Below are 16,612 nucleotides of genomic sequence, written 5' to 3'. Positions count from 1 at the left end.
TTCCTGGTCGAATTTAATCAATGCTTGACAGCTATAGCAATCCGGTTTTATTTCTGAATACTATCTATACATATACCAGACAATAAATACACTTAAAATTTATAAATTTCCATAGAGTTTTCTACAACTGATTCTCGCTTGAACTCAACTTAACAATTTACTTAGTAGTTTTGAAGCACTAAAAAATTATTGACAATAATTACTAATTGCTCTAATATCTAAAAGCAATTGCAAAAGATTTGCAATTCATTTTTGGTGCTAACCGTAACGAAATGTCATGCCCCACAACTTTGCTCTAGGTAACGGAAAGCCTTGGAGCCGCCGTCTATTATTGAAACTGGGCCTAGCCGGTGCTGGAATAACTGGTGCTGCCGGACTTTGGCAGATGCTAAATCTACAAAGTAAGTCGATTGTTAAAGTGCCACCACTCGATAGGTCAGCACCAGACGATGCTACTAACCCGATGAAGATTTTAAGGGATTTTGATTATGGGACGGTAAAGCAGGAAAATGGGCGGACTATCCGGGAATTTCAGTTAACTGCGGGTACTTCCATAATCAAGCTTAATAGTGCTGTCTCTTACAATATCTGGGATTTAAACGGTCGCATACCAGGGCCAACGCTACGGGCAAAACAGGGCGATCGCATTCGGGTACTATTTCTTAATAATGCGGGACATTCTCATTCTTTGCATTTTCATGGCGTTCATCCAGCAGAAATGGATGGTGTTCGCCCAATCAGGAATGGTAGTGCCACTATTTATGAATTTGATGCTGAACCTTATGGCGTACACCTGTACCACTGTCATATTGAACCAGTCACCCGTCACATTGCTAAGGGACTGTATGGCATGTTTATCATCGATCCACCGACTCCGCGTCCCCCGGCTGATGAGATTGTACTAGTGATGAGTGGATATGACGTGAATGATGATAGTCATAACGATTATTACGCTTTCAACGGTGTACCCCATCATTACATGCATCATCCCATTCCCATTTACAAAGATCAGTTGATTCGGCTATATGTTCTCAACATCATTGAATACGATCCGGCAGTAACGTTTCATCTCCATGCCAACTTCTTTGATGTCTATCGTTATGGTATGAGTATGACTCCTAGCGAGAAAAGTGATGTGATTACGATGGGTGTAGCAGAAAGGCACATCTTGGAATTCGCTTTTCGCTATCCAGGTAAGTATATGTTCCATCCCCATCAAGATGCGATCGCAGAAAATGGTTGCATGGGCCAATTTGAAGTAATTGCTGATAGCAACTCTCAAAAACCTGTTGAAAAATCTTAATCTAGATAACTTATAGTTTATTTCTTAAAATTTTAGAGCAATTAGTTGATAAGAGTTGTCATTATATGTCAAAGTAAAGTCTATGACAAGATGTCAAACAAACTAGCTTTTAGTGATAGTTTGAAATGTTTCAATTAATACTTTTTTAGTTGTGTGAGGAGCAAAGATGATAAGACTTCGTTATATCTGTTTGACTTTTGCGACTGCGGCAATAATTACCTTGAGTTCCTGTAGCAGTACACCAACAGCAGAAAATCCATCAGCACCAGTTGCTAGTACTCCAACCACAGAAGCAGTAAGTAGTAACGGTCATAGCGGTCACGCTAGCAAAGAAAAAATTAATATTAACACGGCTATATTGTCAGAATTAGATAAGCTTGAAGCCAAACTAGGTGTTCCAGCTTTATCTAATAAAATCCAGGCAAATCGTCCTTATGGCAATCCAGAAGATTTAGTTACTAAAAAAGTAATTACTCAAGAGCAGTTCGACCAAATTAAAGACCAGGTTGGTGTTCAAGAAGTAGTACTCACAGGTGAAGCAAAAGATGTTGACTACATGAGTAAGTTGGGCTTAATGAAAGGGCATCTTTTAGTAGCAAAAGAACTGCTAGATCAAAATCAGCCGAAACAGGCAGAGCCTCATATTGGACATCCAGTTGAGGAAATTTATGTGGATGTAGAAGATCAACTTAATGAGCGGAAAGTCAAAGAATTTAAGACAACATTGGTGAGTTTGCAAGATTTAGTGAAATCCAGTCCTAAGGATAGTAAAGTTAAAACTAATTTTGCTTCTTCAATGCAATCAGTTGATTCCGCGATCGCAGCTTTGCCAGAAGCTCAACGCTCAAAACCAGGATTTGTACTACAGGTAATTAACGAACTATTAGATTCAGCTAACTCTGAATATGGCGCTGCGATCGCAAATGGTAAAATAACCGCCCCAATTGAGTATCAAGACTCCCGTGGTTTTGTGTTTTACGCCAATGATTTATACAAAGGGATTTCTAGTCAAGTAGCTCAAGCAGATCCCGAAGCGCATAAAGCGATCGATGCTAGTTTCGCTGAACTTATAAAAGTTTGGCCCTCCGCCATCCCACCAGCGAAAGCAGTCAAAATACCTAATGATGTTACCAAGCTGGTGAAAACCATTGAGGAAAACTCTCAAAAAGTGGTTGACAAATCTAATACCAAAGCATAACGATAACACTTTCTTTTAATGGAAAGCAGATGGTAATAAGTTTAAAATGATGAAATCGTTAGGAGTTACGAATTAAAAGTTACGTTAGCGTAGCCCATTATGAATTACAAACTCCTAACTAGTTGCCCTCCATTCATTACTTGAACTAACAACTGATGCAAGAACTAGACCAGAAAAAGACCATTGACCTGCTGAACGCCATCATGGAATTTGAACTAGCAGGGGTAGTGCGCTATACCCATTATTCTTTGATGGTGACTGGTCCTAACCGTATTCCAATTGTGGCTTTTTTCAAAGCACAGGCAAGCGAATCTTTACTTCATGCCGAACAAGTAGGAGAAATTCTTACCGGTTTAGATGGGCATCCCTCATTGAAAATTGCCCCAATGGAAGAAACTTACCAGCATAAAGTCAAGGATATCTTGGAAGAAAGCTTATCCCACGAAAAAAAGGCATTGGAGCTGTATAAAAATCTGCTCGAAACTGTCACCAATGCTAGTATTTATCTTGAAGAATTCGCTCGCGGTATGATTGGTCAAGAAGAGATGCATAATCTCGAACTGAAAAAGATGCTCCGCGATTTTGGTTAATAGTCATTAGTCATTAGTCATTGGTCATTAGTCATTGGTCATTAGTCATTAGTCAAAAAAAATTTAAAAGACGAAAGACAACTGACTAATGACAAAGGACAACTGACTAATGACAAAAGACAAAAGACAAAGGACAAAAGATGAATTTTACGACTGCTCTACCTACTTTTGTAATCACACTCCGAGAAGGAGTGGAAGCGGCCCTTGTTGTTGGTATTGTGCTAGCTTTGCTGAAAAAAGCTAAACAATCTCGACTTAACTCTTGGGTATATGCTGGTATCGGCGTTGGCATTGTCGTTAGTGCCTTAATAGGTGTGCTATTCAGTTGGCTAATTCAAATACTGGGAGCCGCGAATCCTCAATACACCTCCGTAGTTGAGCCAGCCTTAGAAGGTGTGTTTAGCGTGTTAGCGATCGCAATGCTCAGTTGGATGCTAATCTGGATGACCAAACAAGCCAGATTCATGAAAGCTACAGTTGAAGGGGCAGTAACAGAAGCGCTGACACAAAACTCAAATGCTGGTTGGGGTGTTTTTACTCTAATTTTAGTTGCTGTTGTCCGCGAAGGCTTTGAAACTGTTCTGTTCGTTGCCGCTAATTTCCAACAGGGATTAATGCCAGCATTGGGTGCTATTGGTGGTTTAGTAGGGGCAACTGCCATTGGGGTGCTGCTATTTAAATGGGGTGTCAAAATTAACATCCGCCAGTTTTTCCAGGTAATGGGCGTTTTATTAGTGTTGATTGTCGCTGGGTTAGTAGTTTCAGGCTTGAAACATTTTGACGACGCTGTAGCTAACCTTGCTCTTAGCAGTCGTGCCACAGCAAGCCTTTGTTTCTATTACGAACGCTTTACTAAAGTCCATTCCTGTATTTTGGGGCCAATGGTTGCAAATACTTCCACAATCTTGCCTGACGAACAGTTTCCTGGCATTATTCTCAAATCTTTATTTGGTTATAGAGACAATCTCTATCTTGTGCAAGCAGTGGGATATGTGACCTTTTTACTAACAATTGGAGGACTGTATTTCCGCAGCCTTGGAGGTGCTTCTCCTGAAGGTAAAAAAAATATCCCCTTTGCTCAAAAACCGATTAGTTCTGCAAAAGATTAAAAGTACAATTAGTTGCCCCGGACAAAAAAATCTTGATTAATCCCCTAGTGTTTGAGTTAGATATTGCGACTCAAACACTAATTTATTAAACTTGTAAATAATGCTTGAAAAATGAATTGGTTAATGATTTTTTAGCAAAAAAACTACAAAGATGCTTTGCTGTAGGTTTTTTGATTTTAAAAGGCTGTTTGAAAAGTCTATAGGTATCAAAAGTTCTAGATCCCCCTAAATCCCCCTTAAAAAGGGGGACTTTGATTTCGATTCCCCCTTTTTAAGGGGGGTTAGGGGGGATCGACAAGTGCCTAAAATCACAGTCAAATTACTTTTCAAACAACCTCTAATGCTAAAGCGATCGCATTAATTGTATAATTCAGCTTGTTTTATTATCGAGTACATACATCTACATCTATAAGACGCTTTTGGAAAACTGGTTCTCTAGTGTTAACTTGACACTCTTTTTCACCAACTTCCTTGCGGTTTATTATAAATCCTAGAAAAATTTTATCTTGTTGTAATTCAAATCTGCAAATAGCATCATCAGAAGTAATAAAACTTGGTTCCAAATTCTCATAAACACTAAAAACCTTACCATTTGGACATTCTACTCGCTCAACAAGGTTAATATGATTACCTATAGCTAATTGTAGGAGAAATACAAAAAAAATGAAACAGCCAAAAAATCCTGCTACTAGAATACTAAAAAACTTTAGCAAGTCTTCTTTGAAGAAGAAGCTATTGATAAATAGCAATAAAGGTACGATATAAAAATATAGTGTGGTAATTTTGTTGAATAGGTCAAACTCGAAAACAATTTTGCTTGACCAACTTAAATCCCAGTTCAAAATGAGTGGTATTAGACTAACTACAATAGCAACTAAGTTGTCTGAAGGTCTATCAAGTCTACTTATAAAGAACCAACGAATCCATCGCCAAAAGTTTTTGATAAGTTTAGCTATCTGCATTTTTAAATACAGGCATTTATAAGTAATACTGCTTAATTATAGGACGAAGCCATCGCTATTGTCATCACCTCAGCAAAATGTATCCTTGATTTACTGCGACGTTCTCCCATTATTAAGCTAAGTACCCTGTGGTGCAAACAACACTTGCTTAAGCTGCTGACAAGCTTTTTCAATTGCATCTATACTACCTGGATTCACCAAACCAAAATAATCAAATATATAGACTCGGTTATTTTTAGTTGCTTGTAATTGCTGCCAAAAAGATTCTTTTTTTAGCGAATCTAAAAGTGCTGCTTCTGAATTTCCTTGCGGGGGATTAACCAAAATTATCACCTCTGGATTTGCTTCTAAAACTTTCTCAGCCGAAAGCGTTACATAGCCACCAATTGAACTTTTCCCTTGTAAATCTGCGGCAATATTTTTCGCCTGGAATTTCGCTAACAAATCCCCCGCCCAACTATTTTTATTCGGTGCTAAAATTGGTTGGCGACTAACCAGAGCTAGAGTAGAAAAACCCTGAGTCGGCTTTTCTGGTAAGAAAGTTTTGTAACGATTTAACAAAGGCTGAGGATCGGTGTCAATAGATTTAGCAAGGGTTTTTGTAAGTTCTTCTAGAGATTCCCAGTTATTTACCTTAGTGAGCAAAGTCTGAATTCCTAGCTGCTGAAGTTTTTGAATTGGGATGCTAGAAAAACCTTCTGCACCAATAACTAAATCGGGTTTTAGTGCTACCACTTTTTCTAAATTTGGTGGGTTTTGTCCTTCGCTAACACGGGGAATATCTTTGAATCTTGAGTCATTCTTAAATAATTTACTACCAGTGATACCGACAATTTTTGTTGAATTAAGTCGAGAGATAATGTCAGCAGAAAGAGAAGAAAGAGCAACAACTCTTTTTACCGATCCTTTTGGTAGTTGTTGAGAATTTGTGTTTGTTATCTCAGTAGTGTTTGTGACTTTTATTTGTGGTTGCTGAGTGGTTGCAGTCGTGCAAGCGGCTAAAACTATACTCATCAAAAGTGCTAAAGCAGATAAGAGCCAACGACGATACATATTAAAATTCCTTCTGGGGTAAGAATTGCATAAGAAGTATACTCAGCACCACATTCAAAAATCGCAAATGTAGATTTTAGTAATATAGCGATAAAGTACCAAGTGGGAGCAGAAAGCCTGAGAATGAAAAGATATGGCTAATGACAAGAGATAAAAATCAGGTTATTCTTGTTTAAAAAAAATATTGCCTTGGCAGATTTTCACTAACTAAGGTAGAGGCGAAATCTACTCAATAGTAAACCAAACTTGCTTTGGATTAAGATGTTTTTTACTGCTATGTATGGGTTTATGTCTTTATATAAATAATGCAGCAACACAAACAGGGCTTTGGCAGTCTAGAAAAAATAGGTTTTAAAACTCTTACTGCTTAACTATATAATTCGATACACGTTGCCCACAATTATCTGAATTGGGGTCGATGATTATTGTGTCCATCTACTGGTAGGTATGTCTAACCATCCTTTGAACGTTGCAAGATCGACATTATTTTGGCGGCATCTATTCGCTGTTGTTTTCACTACTAGTTCGTTGCTCCCCAACTTTGGAAACGAACCAGCAAGGGCGCAAGCAACCCAATATTGTCAGTTATCATCATCGGCGGCGAAAGAAAAAGAAAACTTACGGTTATCAGCGCTCAAAGGCAATCAAGATGCCCAAACCCGCTACCAAAACTTACTAAAAAAACAGGCACAGGATTTACAGGAGTGCCGCACTCGGACTTGGCCACAAATCCAAGCTGTCTGGTTGCGCTTGTATCCCTGTGATATTCAGCCAGGAATAATCGATCAGATTATGGATCGAATTGTCAACCGTGGCTATAACCAAGTCAATTTGGAAGTATTTTATGATGGGCAGGTATTATTGCCAGCAAAAGCTAACCCGACGGTTTGGCCTTCTATAATTCGCACTCCAGGGACAGAAAACGTAGATATACTTGCTACAGCAATTAAAAAAGGTCGGCAACGCGGTTTGAAGGTCTATGCCTGGATGTTTACTAACAATTTCGGCTATACTTACGCCCAGCGCCGAGATAGAGAAAGTGCGATCGCTCGCAATGGTAAAGGTCAAACCAGCCTATATGTCGTAGATAATGGCTCTCAAGTATTTATCGACCCCTACAACTCGCAAGCAAAAAGCGACTATTACCAATTAGTAAAAGAAGTTTTGCGCCGTCGTCCAGATGGTTTGCTATTCGACTACGTGCGCTATCCCCGGCAAGCAGGAAGTGATTCCATCGCCACCAAAGTTTCAGATTTATGGCTATTTAGTCCCGCAACCCAAGAAGCTTTATTTAAACGGGCACTGAATTATAAAGGGCTAGACTTAATTCGTCGCTATTTGAGCAAGGGATATGTCACCGCCGGAGATATCGCCCAAATCGATCAACTTTATCCCCAGGAAGGGGAACCACTTTGGCAAGGACGCATTCCGCCAACAGCGCAAAAATCAATTCTGTCTCCAACAGACAGACAACCACTTTTGCAATGGGAATTGTGGCAGCTAGCAGTTGCCCACGCCATGCAAGGAATTCTAGATTTTGTCAACATAGCCAGTTACCCAGCCAAACAGCAAGGTGTTTCCACAGGAGTAGTGTTTTTCCCTGATGGCAACCAAACTGTAGGACAAGGATATGATTCTCGCTTGCAACCTTGGGATCGGTTTCCCACTACATTAGAGTGGCATCCCATGTCTTATGGAAATTGCGGTAATGTCAGTTGTATAGTGGCGCAAGTGCAACGGGTTTTGAGTATGGCAAAACCGGGTACTAAAGTGATTCCAGCTTTAGCCGGCAAATGGGGAGAATCGGTAAGTAATCGTCCATCCTTAGAAGTGCAAATGCAGGCACTTCGCAAATTTGCCCCGCAACTGAAGGGAGTTAGCCATTTTGCCTATTCTTGGCAATACCCTGAGAATGATAACGATCGCAAATTTTGTCGCATTCGCTAAATAACAGAATTCAGGAGTCAGAATTCAGAAGAAAAATTTTCCTCATATCCTATATTCCCCACTAAATTTATTCTGAATTCTGTATCTTTTTCAATTAACTTAAAGCCAAGTCCTCTGGTGTATTACAGTTAAACAGCATTTCTGGTTCTGATAAGGGCAAAAGTTCTACCGGATATTGCCGCAGCCATTGCTGAAACGATCGCCCCCCTTGATTGATAAACTCTAAAAGTTGTGGCAAACAGCGACGGCGATAGAAACCACACAGAGGTTCCCAGCCTTTAGGATGCTCGGCTAAAGCTGCGATCGCATTATCCCCCACGCTATCAAGTCTAGTTACCCATTCTTGCAACACCTCAACCCGCAATCTCGGCAAATCGCAAGCTAGTAAAAGCACCCATTCTGTTTGCACTTCGGCTAGTCCTTGGGCAAAACCAACTAAAGGTCCCTGGGCTAAAGATTCTCCAGATAAAGGTACTTCTCGGATAAATTGGCAACGAGGTAAAAGCAAATCTTGATAACGTTCTGGCCAAGGAGTGATTATATAAACAGTATCAGCACAGCTTTGAGCGATCGCACAAACTCGTTGCAACAACAGCATCCCTTGAATGAGAATCAAGGCTTTATCCTGACCCATACGAGAACTCTTACCGCCCGCTAAAACAATGGCGCTTAATCGGCTACACGAGTCAATAGTCAATTACTTTGTACAAATGGAAGATCCACTAATAGGTAGCACGAAACGACACAAGTTAATCAATATCATAGCTATTACCGTATGTGCTGTAATTTGTGTAGCAGATGATTGGATTGCGATAGAGACATACGGTTGTGCAAAGTAGGAGTGGGTTAACCTGGGGACTTAAACCCTCAAACTTAGTTAAAAACATTTTTATAATTAGCGAATAGCACTCCGTCATATGATACTATTGCATCAGTATTTGTACAAATCAACGCCCAAAAGTTTCAGGCATATTTTCAAGGAAGAAAGATAAACTAAGATAGAACCATTTTCTGTTGTGTATTATGCCAATGAAAAATTATTTATACCCACCTGCTTCCTAGATTGACTTCTTTGAGCAAGCTGTTCAATCATTAATTAGAGATTCTCAACAAGTGGAATTTTCAATTCCTTGAGTTTAGAGGATGTTTGAAAAGTCTAAATTGTTACTCGTCTGGGCAACTAGAAGTCGCGGGTACAGGAGATTTTACCGACCGTTTTGGGTTAAAATCCTTGATTTTTCCTTAGTCCGCCTACACGGAATATGCTTTGTGTAGTAGATAATTATATTCGCCCAACACTTTTCAAACAACCTCTTAGACCTGAGTTTTTATCTAAAAAACATAGAGGTTAACGTCAATGAACCAACTACAGGTATTAATGCTAGGGCCTAATTTAGAACAAAATGGAGGAATAGCAACACTTGAAAACCTGATAATTAAGCATAGTCTTCCTGATATCCAAATACAGCACATAAACACCCATGATGAAGGCTCACTTACCCACAGAGTAATTGTTTTTGGGAAAGCTATAGCTCAACTTTTATGGAAATTATCAAGTCAAAAAATAGATGTTTTACACATTCACATTTCCGGTGGTGGTAGCCTTCTGCGAAAAGCGATTTGTTGCATTGTTGCCTCTATTTTTGATAAACCTGTCTTGATGCATACTAATGGCTCTGGATTTCATCTAACTTACGCTAAGCTTCCTCAACTAGCACAGCAAGTTTTAAGTAAGATATTTCAGCGCTGCCAAGGGTTTATTGTTCTTTCAGAAAGTTGGCAAGATTACTATACGTCGAATCTAGGTTTAAATCCCAAGAATGTTATTATCTTGCCTAACCCCTCCGAATTACCTACACAGATTCCTGACCGCAAAAATCGGACTCAAATCAATTTGGTCTGTTGTGGGCGAGTCGGTCAGCGCAAAGGGACATTTGATTTAATTAAGGCATTTGCTAACCTGTCCGACGATCAAAGAAAATATAGTCGGCTAATTGTGGCAGGAGATGGTGAAATCGAAAAAGCGCAGCAGTTGGCTGCTAGTCTCAACGTTGCAGACCAGGTAGTTTTTTTGGGTTGGATTAATTCTGAAAAACGGGATGAACTGTTGTCACAATCAGATGTGTTTATTTTGCCTTCTTACAACGAGGGTCTGCCTCTGGCAATTGTGGAAGCTATGGGTTGGAGTTTGCCTGTGATTGCAACCCCTGTTGGAGGTATTCCTGAACTAGTGATTTCAAATCAAAATGGCCTGCTAGTTACCCCAGGAAACATTCAACAGTTATCATCAGCGATGGAATTGTTGATTGAAGATGAGACTTTACGACTTTCTCTAGGCAGTACTGCTAGAAAAAATGTCGAGCCCTTGGATATTAAAAATTTCTGGATTCGTTTAGTCGATATTTATAATTCATTATCACAATTTAATTAACTTTACGCTTTGACTATCGATGATTGCTTCTGATGGACTTGAATGGCACTCTTGCAAGGGTACGAATCCACAGATGGAAACCCAGAGTGAATTTTCAACCACCTTCCATCTTTGCGCCAATTGATTGCGAAAAGAGGTATATACTGTCTGCCAAACGGGAAAATCTCAAGCGTTTTAAGTGTGTAAATCAAGCTTGTTGTTGGAGTGGTGATGCCGATTTCAATGGTAGTAAAAATATTGCTGCCATTGGGGTTGCCTTTGTAAACCAACCCAGAAGCTCCAACTACCTGTGTTGTAATCCCAGCACAGGTAGTTCAGGGCTAGTAAGGTATATCTAAATCTGGGTAGAAATTAGCTCGCAGTTTTTAACCCCATAACGAAAAAGATTTTGCTGGGACAGGAGTTGTAATCGTTAATCCTTGGTCTGTTTAGGCTCATCACTATACTGGGTCAGTAACATCCTAGTTGCAAGAAATAAAACTATTTCACGCCCTCACCTGACTTTTCTCTACTTGCTGTAATAAATGTTCTACACTTTCTGCTGGTGCGAGACACTTCAAACCTTGGCAAACTAACCCAACGCTTCCCTCTGGTAAATCAGATGTTATGGCAAACACAGATGCTGGTAGAAACTTGGGGATCAGCGAGTTTATTTGCTCAGTGGTGCTGCGAATCAAAGTAGAATTACGATACCAATCCAAAGCTGTAAACAAACTAGGACAAGCTTGGGGAGCGCGATGCATTACACTCTTAAAAGCTTTTAAACCAAGTTCCGCTAAATCCAAATAATCTAAATTATCGGTGAGTAGAGCGAGACGCACAAGATTAGCGATCGCAATTCCATTCGCTGATGGTGTCGCATTATCCGTGTAACTCCGCTCTCTGACAATTAAATATTGACTAGAATCGCTTGATGTGTTATTGTAACCACCTAATTCCACACTCCAGAGAAATTCGTTAAATTCATCTTGGATAGCGATCGCTTTTTCTAACCATTGCTGATGCTCAGGGTTGGAAGCTTGTAAATCTAGCAGAGCTTTAATAAACAAGGCGTAATCTTCAGATTGAGCTAAAACTGTTGGTTCGCCTTGGTAATTGAGTCGCTGAAAACGCCCATCGACAAACTGATTTTCCAAGATAAAATTCGCCGCTCGTGCTGCTAATTCCAGGTATAGTGGTTCTTGGAAAACGCCAGCAGCCTTAGCTAGGCCAGAAATCATCAAGCTATTCCAGGCGACAATCATCTTTGTATCTGTCACCGAGGGAATGCGACCTGGCCAGTTAGTGGTTTTTGCTTCCTGGTTGTTACGAGCCGGGGGAAAAGTTTTTAAGGACTCAGAACTAACACCATAGCGAACGGTAAACAGCTTACTCAGTGCGGTTTCTAGTGTTTCACTCAGTTTGCCTGAATTCCTTCTTTGTAAAACATTGCGTCCTTCAAAGTTGCCGTTAGGGGTAACAGTAAATTCTTCTTGTAATTCCGTTAATTCTTCAGGTGTTAACAGTTGTTGTACTTCGCTGTAACTCCAAACATAAAAAGCTCCTTCTTCTGGTTCTACAGCCGTGGATTCAGTGAAGCTATCGGCATCTTGAGAAGCATAGAAGTAACCTTCCGGTGCGGTCATTTCCCGCTTTAGCCATTGTACAGTACCAGCGATCGCTCTTTCAAATGCTGGTTCTTGGATTCCTGCACTCCATAAATTTCCTAGATACTCGACAATTTGTCCATTGTCGTAGAGCATCTTTTCAAAATGCGGTACTGTCCAAGTTGGGTCAACAGTATAGCGGTGAAAACCACCAGCTACATGGTCATAAATGCCTCCCAGCGCTAAGTCTAGTCCTCGCTGGGTACAAACTTGCTTGCCATCGTAGCGAGATTCAAAATTAAATCGAGTTCCCCGCAGTGCTAATTCTGTGTAGGGGATCATCGGAAAACTATTACCAGATTTATTAGGAGTAATTACACCTGTGCTAGTTTCCCAACCTTGGCGGAGTAATTCCCGGTCTTCAAGCTCAGTTGTTGTACCGGACTGTAACACCGCAGACGTTAGCAGAGACTCAACAATTAGGGCTTTGCGTTGCTGTAATTCTGCTTTTTCGGTGTCGTAATAACGGCGAAGAGCTTGCAACACCTGCAAAAATCCCGGACGACCATAGCGCGGGTCTACAGGAAAATAAGTCCCAGCATAAAACGGCACTAAATCTTCTGGAGAAAGAAAAATATTTAAAGGCCAACCCCCTTGACCGCTCATCATCTGCAAAGCTTGCATATAGATGCTATCAAGGTCAGGTCTTTCTTCCCTGTCTACTTTGATGGGAAGATAATTAGCATTCATGAAGTGGGCGATCGCAATATCAGAAAAAGCTTCGCCTTCCATGACAGTACACCAGTGGCAACTAGAGTAACCAATGGAGAGAAAAATCGGTTTATTTTGCGCCCTTGCAGTTGCAAGTGCTTCGTCACACCAAGGCCACCAATCAATTGGGTTTTCGGCGTGTTTGCGGAGATAGAGGCTCTTAGCTTCAGCAAGGCGATTAGTCACGATCAAATGCAAATAGTTGCTTTCTTTGCTCAGTCTAACTTGTTCCCAGGAGTATTAGCCTAGACAGCTATATATGCAAGAAATCCTGCAAGCGAGTTACCCCTTGGGTAGAAGGTAGTAGTGCATATCTTTGATATCGCCAACACCTGTGTAAGTTGTGAAATATTTTTACTGAAAAGATCGCAATAGCAAGCTAACAATATTTGGTGGTGCTTCTCGCACAGGTGATGCTGTCTTTGACTGAATTAAGGTATTTGGGCTAAGTCCTGCTATCAGGTGGAGCAAGAAGGTGATGATGGCGGCTTGTATAAGTTTTTCCAGCATGGCACGTCTCTTGTGAGTGGATAGCATTTCAATTAGGACTGGTTATTCTGAATACACCTCGTACTATCGATTTACCGAATCTAACAAAATAACTTGATAATTGCTGAGGAAAATCCTAAAAAAATGTTTAAAATGTTACTGAAAGCTAACACAAGTCCCTAAGCAAGTTAGATTTCGGTTATCGGTTTAATGAGTACATCGCCAAAATTGTCCAGCAAATGCCGAGATTAAGAGGTTGGCGATAATTGGAGTTTTTTGATTTGTTCTTCCCTACCGGGATATTCTCTTAGACACCTTTTGCTACTAAAAAGTGCCCTTAGAGGTCAAATCTATTGCAAAATCATCTTTTGTACTCTTTTTGGGTAAGGTAAAACGATAGAAGTTTAAGTTATCTGCTTGAAAACAGTAGAGATAAACCCCAGTTTCGTGCTGTCACCGATAAAATGTATTTAAAGTAGCCACAAATACGCTTCCATGATTCCTATCGTTATTGAACAATCGGGTCGAGGTGAACGCGCCTTTGACATCTACTCACGGCTGTTGCGTGAGCGCATCATCTTTTTGGGACAACAAGTTGACAACAACATTGCTAACTTGATTGTTGCCCAACTGCTGTATTTGGATGCTGAAGACCCGGAGAAGGACATTTATATGTACATCAATTCTCCCGGTGGTTCAGTGACGGCTGGTATGGGCATTTTTGACACTATGAAGCACATTCGCCCTGATGTCTGTACAATTTGTACCGGATTGGCGGCGAGTATGGGCGCTTTCCTCCTCAGCGCTGGTGCTAAGGGTAAACGGATGAGTTTACCCCATTCTCGGATTATGATTCATCAACCTCTCGGTGGCGCTCAAGGACAGGCGACTGATATTGAAATTCAGGCGCGGGAAATTTTGTACCATAAGAAGCGGCTAAATGACTATTTAGCTGACCATACAGGTCAACCAATTGAGCGCATTGCTGAAGATACTGAACGTGACTTTTTCATGTCACCAGAGGAAGCCAGAGAATACGGTTTGATTGACCAAGTGATTGACCGCCACGCTGCTGGTAGTCGTCCAGCAGTTGCTGTTGTTTAGTCATTAGTCATTAGTCATTAGTCATTAGTCATTAGCAAAAGACTAATGACTAATCAAAATCCCACTATTGGGTCTGGCTGAGATTGGAGATATTGGAGGAATTGGTGTAATTCTTCTTCAGTTAACAAAGTACGCCCTCGCTTCCCATAAGTTTTAATCAGATATTCCCGCCCCTGTTCTGGTGTCCAACCTAAACGCTGTATTTCGACATCAGTCTTAGCTAATACCTGAGATAAATCCTCAGAAGAAGTTTTAGTAATTACCTTGTCTGATTTTTTTGAGTATGTAGGGAAATCTTGGAACTCTTCATATTCCGCATCAAAATCCGTGAAGGATTCTATTGTAGGTAGAGATACAAGGTATTCGAAGAAGTCTAGTAATTCTACTTGTGTCAGTAAAGTAAGCGATCGCTTCCCATAATTTCTTTTGAGATGTCCTTGTCCCTCTTTTTCTGTCCAACATAATCGTTCGATTTCAAGATTAATTTTGGCAATCAGAGCTTCGTCTAATACTGGTGTAGGTAGAGATGCAAGGTATTGAAGGAAGTCTAGTAATTCTATTTCTGTCAGTAAAGTACGCCCGCGCTTCCCATAGGTTTTTTTGAGATGTTCCCGTCCCTGTTCTGGTGTCCAGCCTAGTCGCCGCATTTCAACATCTGTTTGAAAAATTACTTCTACTTCAGATTGGTTAAGCAAATTCGTACTTTGCTTGCTAGAAGTTTTTATGACAGACTTCTGTTCCTTCTCTTCTTTCTCTTTCATCCAACATAACCGTTGGATTTCAGCATTAATTTGTCCCTGGTCTTGTGTCCAACATAACTGTTCGATTTCAAGATTAATTTTGGCAGTCACAACTTCTTCTAATGGTTGAGATTCAAGGTATTGAAGGAAGTCTAGTAATTCTATTTGTGTCAGTAAAAAACGCGATCGCTTCCCATAAGTTTTTTTGAGATACTCCCGTCCCTGGTCTATCGTCCAGCCTAGTCGCTGCATCTCAACATCTATTTGAGCTATTAATTGAGCAAAATTTACAGATTCCATTGCTTCATTACTGTTTCAATAGCCTACGTTATTAGTCATTAGTACTCACTAATGACTAATGACCAATAACTAATGACAAATCAAAATCCCGCTATTGGGTCAGGCTGAGATTGGAGGAATTGGAGGAATCCGTGTAATTCTTCTTCACTTAGCAAAGTACGCCCCCGCTTACCGTAGGTTTCAATCAGATGTTCCCGTCCCTGTTCTGGTGTCCAGCCTAAACGCTGAAGTTCGACATCTGTTTTAGCAATGACATCTGATAAATCCACGGGTTCAGCTTTCTTCTTTCTCTTTGCTGTCACAGATGGGGTGGCTACATCCTCTTGAGGGCTGTAACTCCGAGGTGTAAATGGTGTGACATTATTGGCAGAAATTGGGGGAAATGTTTGATTTTCCACCTGGTTATCAAAAGTTATTTCTAATTTTTCAACTGGAGGATCGAATTCTAGCTCCCGGTTGGCAGTTACAGAAAAGTTTTGACCTAAATCCTGGCTATAGGTATCGCTTAGTAGAGGTGCAGCATTGCTGTACTCATACTGTTCGTTGCTGGTTGTTGCTACTTCTGGTTTGATTTTGCGGACTTTGGAGGGCGGAATAGATATTTCTTTGTCGCTGACTACTGGCCATTGACTACCAACAAAATCCCCATCTTTTGCAGAAGAATAGGCAGCAGGCTCACTCAATCCACCTTTGGTACTCAACGAGGGATTTAGCTGCTCCGGGGAAATTGGATTTGAGATAAATGCCACTGATTCGGGTGGGGCATTTGTAATACCCAAAACTATCAAGGCCCTAGTTCTGGCCTGGTCTTCTGCTGCTTCTACCGTTTCTGCTGCTGCCATACCCGTCGCACGGGTTACGCCTTCTATTTGCACGCTTGCCCGAACAATATATTTTCCTTGAAAAATTTGCACTAATTCAGAAATCAGACTGCCCTTGGGATACAAGCTCTGGAATTGAGCCAACATAATACTGCTACCAATTTAAATCTTTTGGGGACTTGGGATTGGGGACTAGGGACTGGGAAGG

The 16,612-nt window shown here is 40.6% G+C and carries 15 protein-coding genes and 1 pseudogene; 9 read left to right on the top strand and 7 right to left on the bottom strand.

Translation table 11 applies throughout. The features are described 5' to 3' along the window. Window positions 1-277: 277 nt before the first annotated feature. From CDG77_RS08970 to CDG77_RS08955, 4 genes are all read left to right on the top strand, one after another. Complete coding sequence (locus CDG77_RS08970; RefSeq protein WP_094329053.1) at window positions 278-1,303, top strand: multicopper oxidase domain-containing protein; 1,026 nt, start codon at window positions 278-280, stop codon at window positions 1,301-1,303. A gap of 166 nt (window positions 1,304-1,469) precedes the next feature. After that, window positions 1,470-2,501 carry a ComEA family DNA-binding protein gene (locus CDG77_RS08965; RefSeq protein ID WP_094329052.1) on the top strand — a complete coding sequence of 344 codons (1,032 nt, stop codon included), beginning with the start codon at window positions 1,470-1,472 and terminating at the stop codon, window positions 2,499-2,501. A 155-nt stretch (window positions 2,502-2,656) separates the two neighbouring features. Further along, window positions 2,657-3,091, top strand: coding sequence for a ferritin-like domain-containing protein (locus tag CDG77_RS08960; RefSeq protein WP_094329051.1), 435 nt, complete (start codon window positions 2,657-2,659; stop codon window positions 3,089-3,091). Between the two features lie 140 nt (window positions 3,092-3,231). Continuing rightward, window positions 3,232-4,200 carry an FTR1 family iron permease gene (locus tag CDG77_RS08955; RefSeq protein WP_094329050.1) on the top strand — a complete coding sequence of 323 codons (969 nt, stop codon included), beginning with the start codon at window positions 3,232-3,234 and terminating at the stop codon, window positions 4,198-4,200. A gap of 383 nt (window positions 4,201-4,583) precedes the next feature. On the opposite strand, the gene CDG77_RS08950 is transcribed toward CDG77_RS08955, so the two are convergent. Continuing rightward, window positions 4,584-5,162 carry a hypothetical protein gene (locus CDG77_RS08950; protein ID WP_094329049.1) on the bottom strand — a complete coding sequence of 193 codons (579 nt, stop codon included), beginning with the start codon at window positions 5,160-5,162 and terminating at the stop codon, window positions 4,584-4,586. A 117-nt stretch (window positions 5,163-5,279) separates the two neighbouring features. Beyond that, on the bottom strand, window positions 5,280-6,215 hold the full coding sequence (locus tag CDG77_RS08945) for an ABC transporter substrate-binding protein (RefSeq protein WP_094329048.1): 936 nt from the start codon (window positions 6,213-6,215) through the stop codon (window positions 5,280-5,282). Between the two features lie 447 nt (window positions 6,216-6,662). Here CDG77_RS08945 and CDG77_RS08940 point away from each other — a divergent pair, with 447 nt between their 5' ends. After that, a complete protein-coding gene (locus CDG77_RS08940; RefSeq protein ID WP_094329047.1) occupies window positions 6,663-8,162 on the top strand; it encodes a family 10 glycosylhydrolase in 1,500 nt (499 codons plus the stop codon). Window positions 8,163-8,256: 94 nt separating this feature from the next. Here CDG77_RS08940 and CDG77_RS08935 read toward each other — a convergent pair whose 3' ends face one another. After that, the gene (locus CDG77_RS08935; RefSeq protein WP_262985144.1) at window positions 8,257-8,853 is read right to left on the bottom strand and encodes a molybdenum cofactor guanylyltransferase; all 597 of its coding nucleotides are present in this window, start codon (window positions 8,851-8,853) and stop codon (window positions 8,257-8,259) included. Between CDG77_RS08935 and CDG77_RS39065 the strand changes: the two are divergent. The 3 genes and pseudogenes from CDG77_RS39065 to CDG77_RS08920 all read left to right on the top strand — a co-directional run. Next, window positions 8,825-8,998 (top strand): annotated as a pseudogene (locus CDG77_RS39065) (transposase family protein); the annotation flags it as partial. The gene CDG77_RS08935 and the pseudogene CDG77_RS39065 overlap by 29 nt on opposite strands. Before the next feature lie 521 nt (window positions 8,999-9,519). Beyond that, window positions 9,520-10,593, top strand: a complete 1,074-nt coding sequence (locus tag CDG77_RS08925) for a glycosyltransferase family 4 protein (RefSeq protein WP_094329044.1) — start codon at window positions 9,520-9,522, stop codon at window positions 10,591-10,593. A gap of 86 nt (window positions 10,594-10,679) precedes the next feature. Next, window positions 10,680-10,931 carry a hypothetical protein gene (locus CDG77_RS08920; protein ID WP_094329043.1) on the top strand — a complete coding sequence of 84 codons (252 nt, stop codon included), beginning with the start codon at window positions 10,680-10,682 and terminating at the stop codon, window positions 10,929-10,931. A gap of 147 nt (window positions 10,932-11,078) precedes the next feature. Here the strand turns inward: CDG77_RS08920 and CDG77_RS08915 are convergent, their stop codons facing one another. Then, complete coding sequence (locus CDG77_RS08915) at window positions 11,079-13,136, bottom strand: thioredoxin domain-containing protein (protein ID WP_094329042.1); 2,058 nt, start codon at window positions 13,134-13,136, stop codon at window positions 11,079-11,081. 168 nt (window positions 13,137-13,304) lie between these two features. Further along, a complete protein-coding gene (locus CDG77_RS36350) occupies window positions 13,305-13,487 on the bottom strand; it encodes a hypothetical protein (RefSeq protein WP_143855385.1) in 183 nt (60 codons plus the stop codon). 447 nt (window positions 13,488-13,934) lie between these two features. Here CDG77_RS36350 and clpP point away from each other — a divergent pair, with 447 nt between their 5' ends. Continuing rightward, on the top strand, window positions 13,935-14,543 hold the full coding sequence (gene clpP, locus CDG77_RS08910; protein WP_094329041.1) for an ATP-dependent Clp endopeptidase proteolytic subunit ClpP: 609 nt from the start codon (window positions 13,935-13,937) through the stop codon (window positions 14,541-14,543). Window positions 14,544-14,596: 53 nt separating this feature from the next. Here the strand turns inward: clpP and CDG77_RS37420 are convergent, their stop codons facing one another. Further along, window positions 14,597-15,583, bottom strand: a complete 987-nt coding sequence (locus CDG77_RS37420) for a hypothetical protein (protein ID WP_223269748.1) — start codon at window positions 15,581-15,583, stop codon at window positions 14,597-14,599. 80 nt (window positions 15,584-15,663) lie between these two features. Next, complete coding sequence (locus CDG77_RS08900) at window positions 15,664-16,551, bottom strand: hypothetical protein (RefSeq protein ID WP_094329040.1); 888 nt, start codon at window positions 16,549-16,551, stop codon at window positions 15,664-15,666. Window positions 16,552-16,612: the final 61 nt, after the last annotated feature.

It is taken from the genome of Nostoc sp. 'Peltigera membranacea cyanobiont' 213 (genome assembly GCF_002245975.1).
GTDB lineage: Bacteria > Cyanobacteriota > Cyanobacteriia > Cyanobacteriales > Nostocaceae > Nostoc.
Note: the sequence above shows the minus strand (reverse complement) of the source record. Positions and strands in the feature narration are given on the sequence as shown.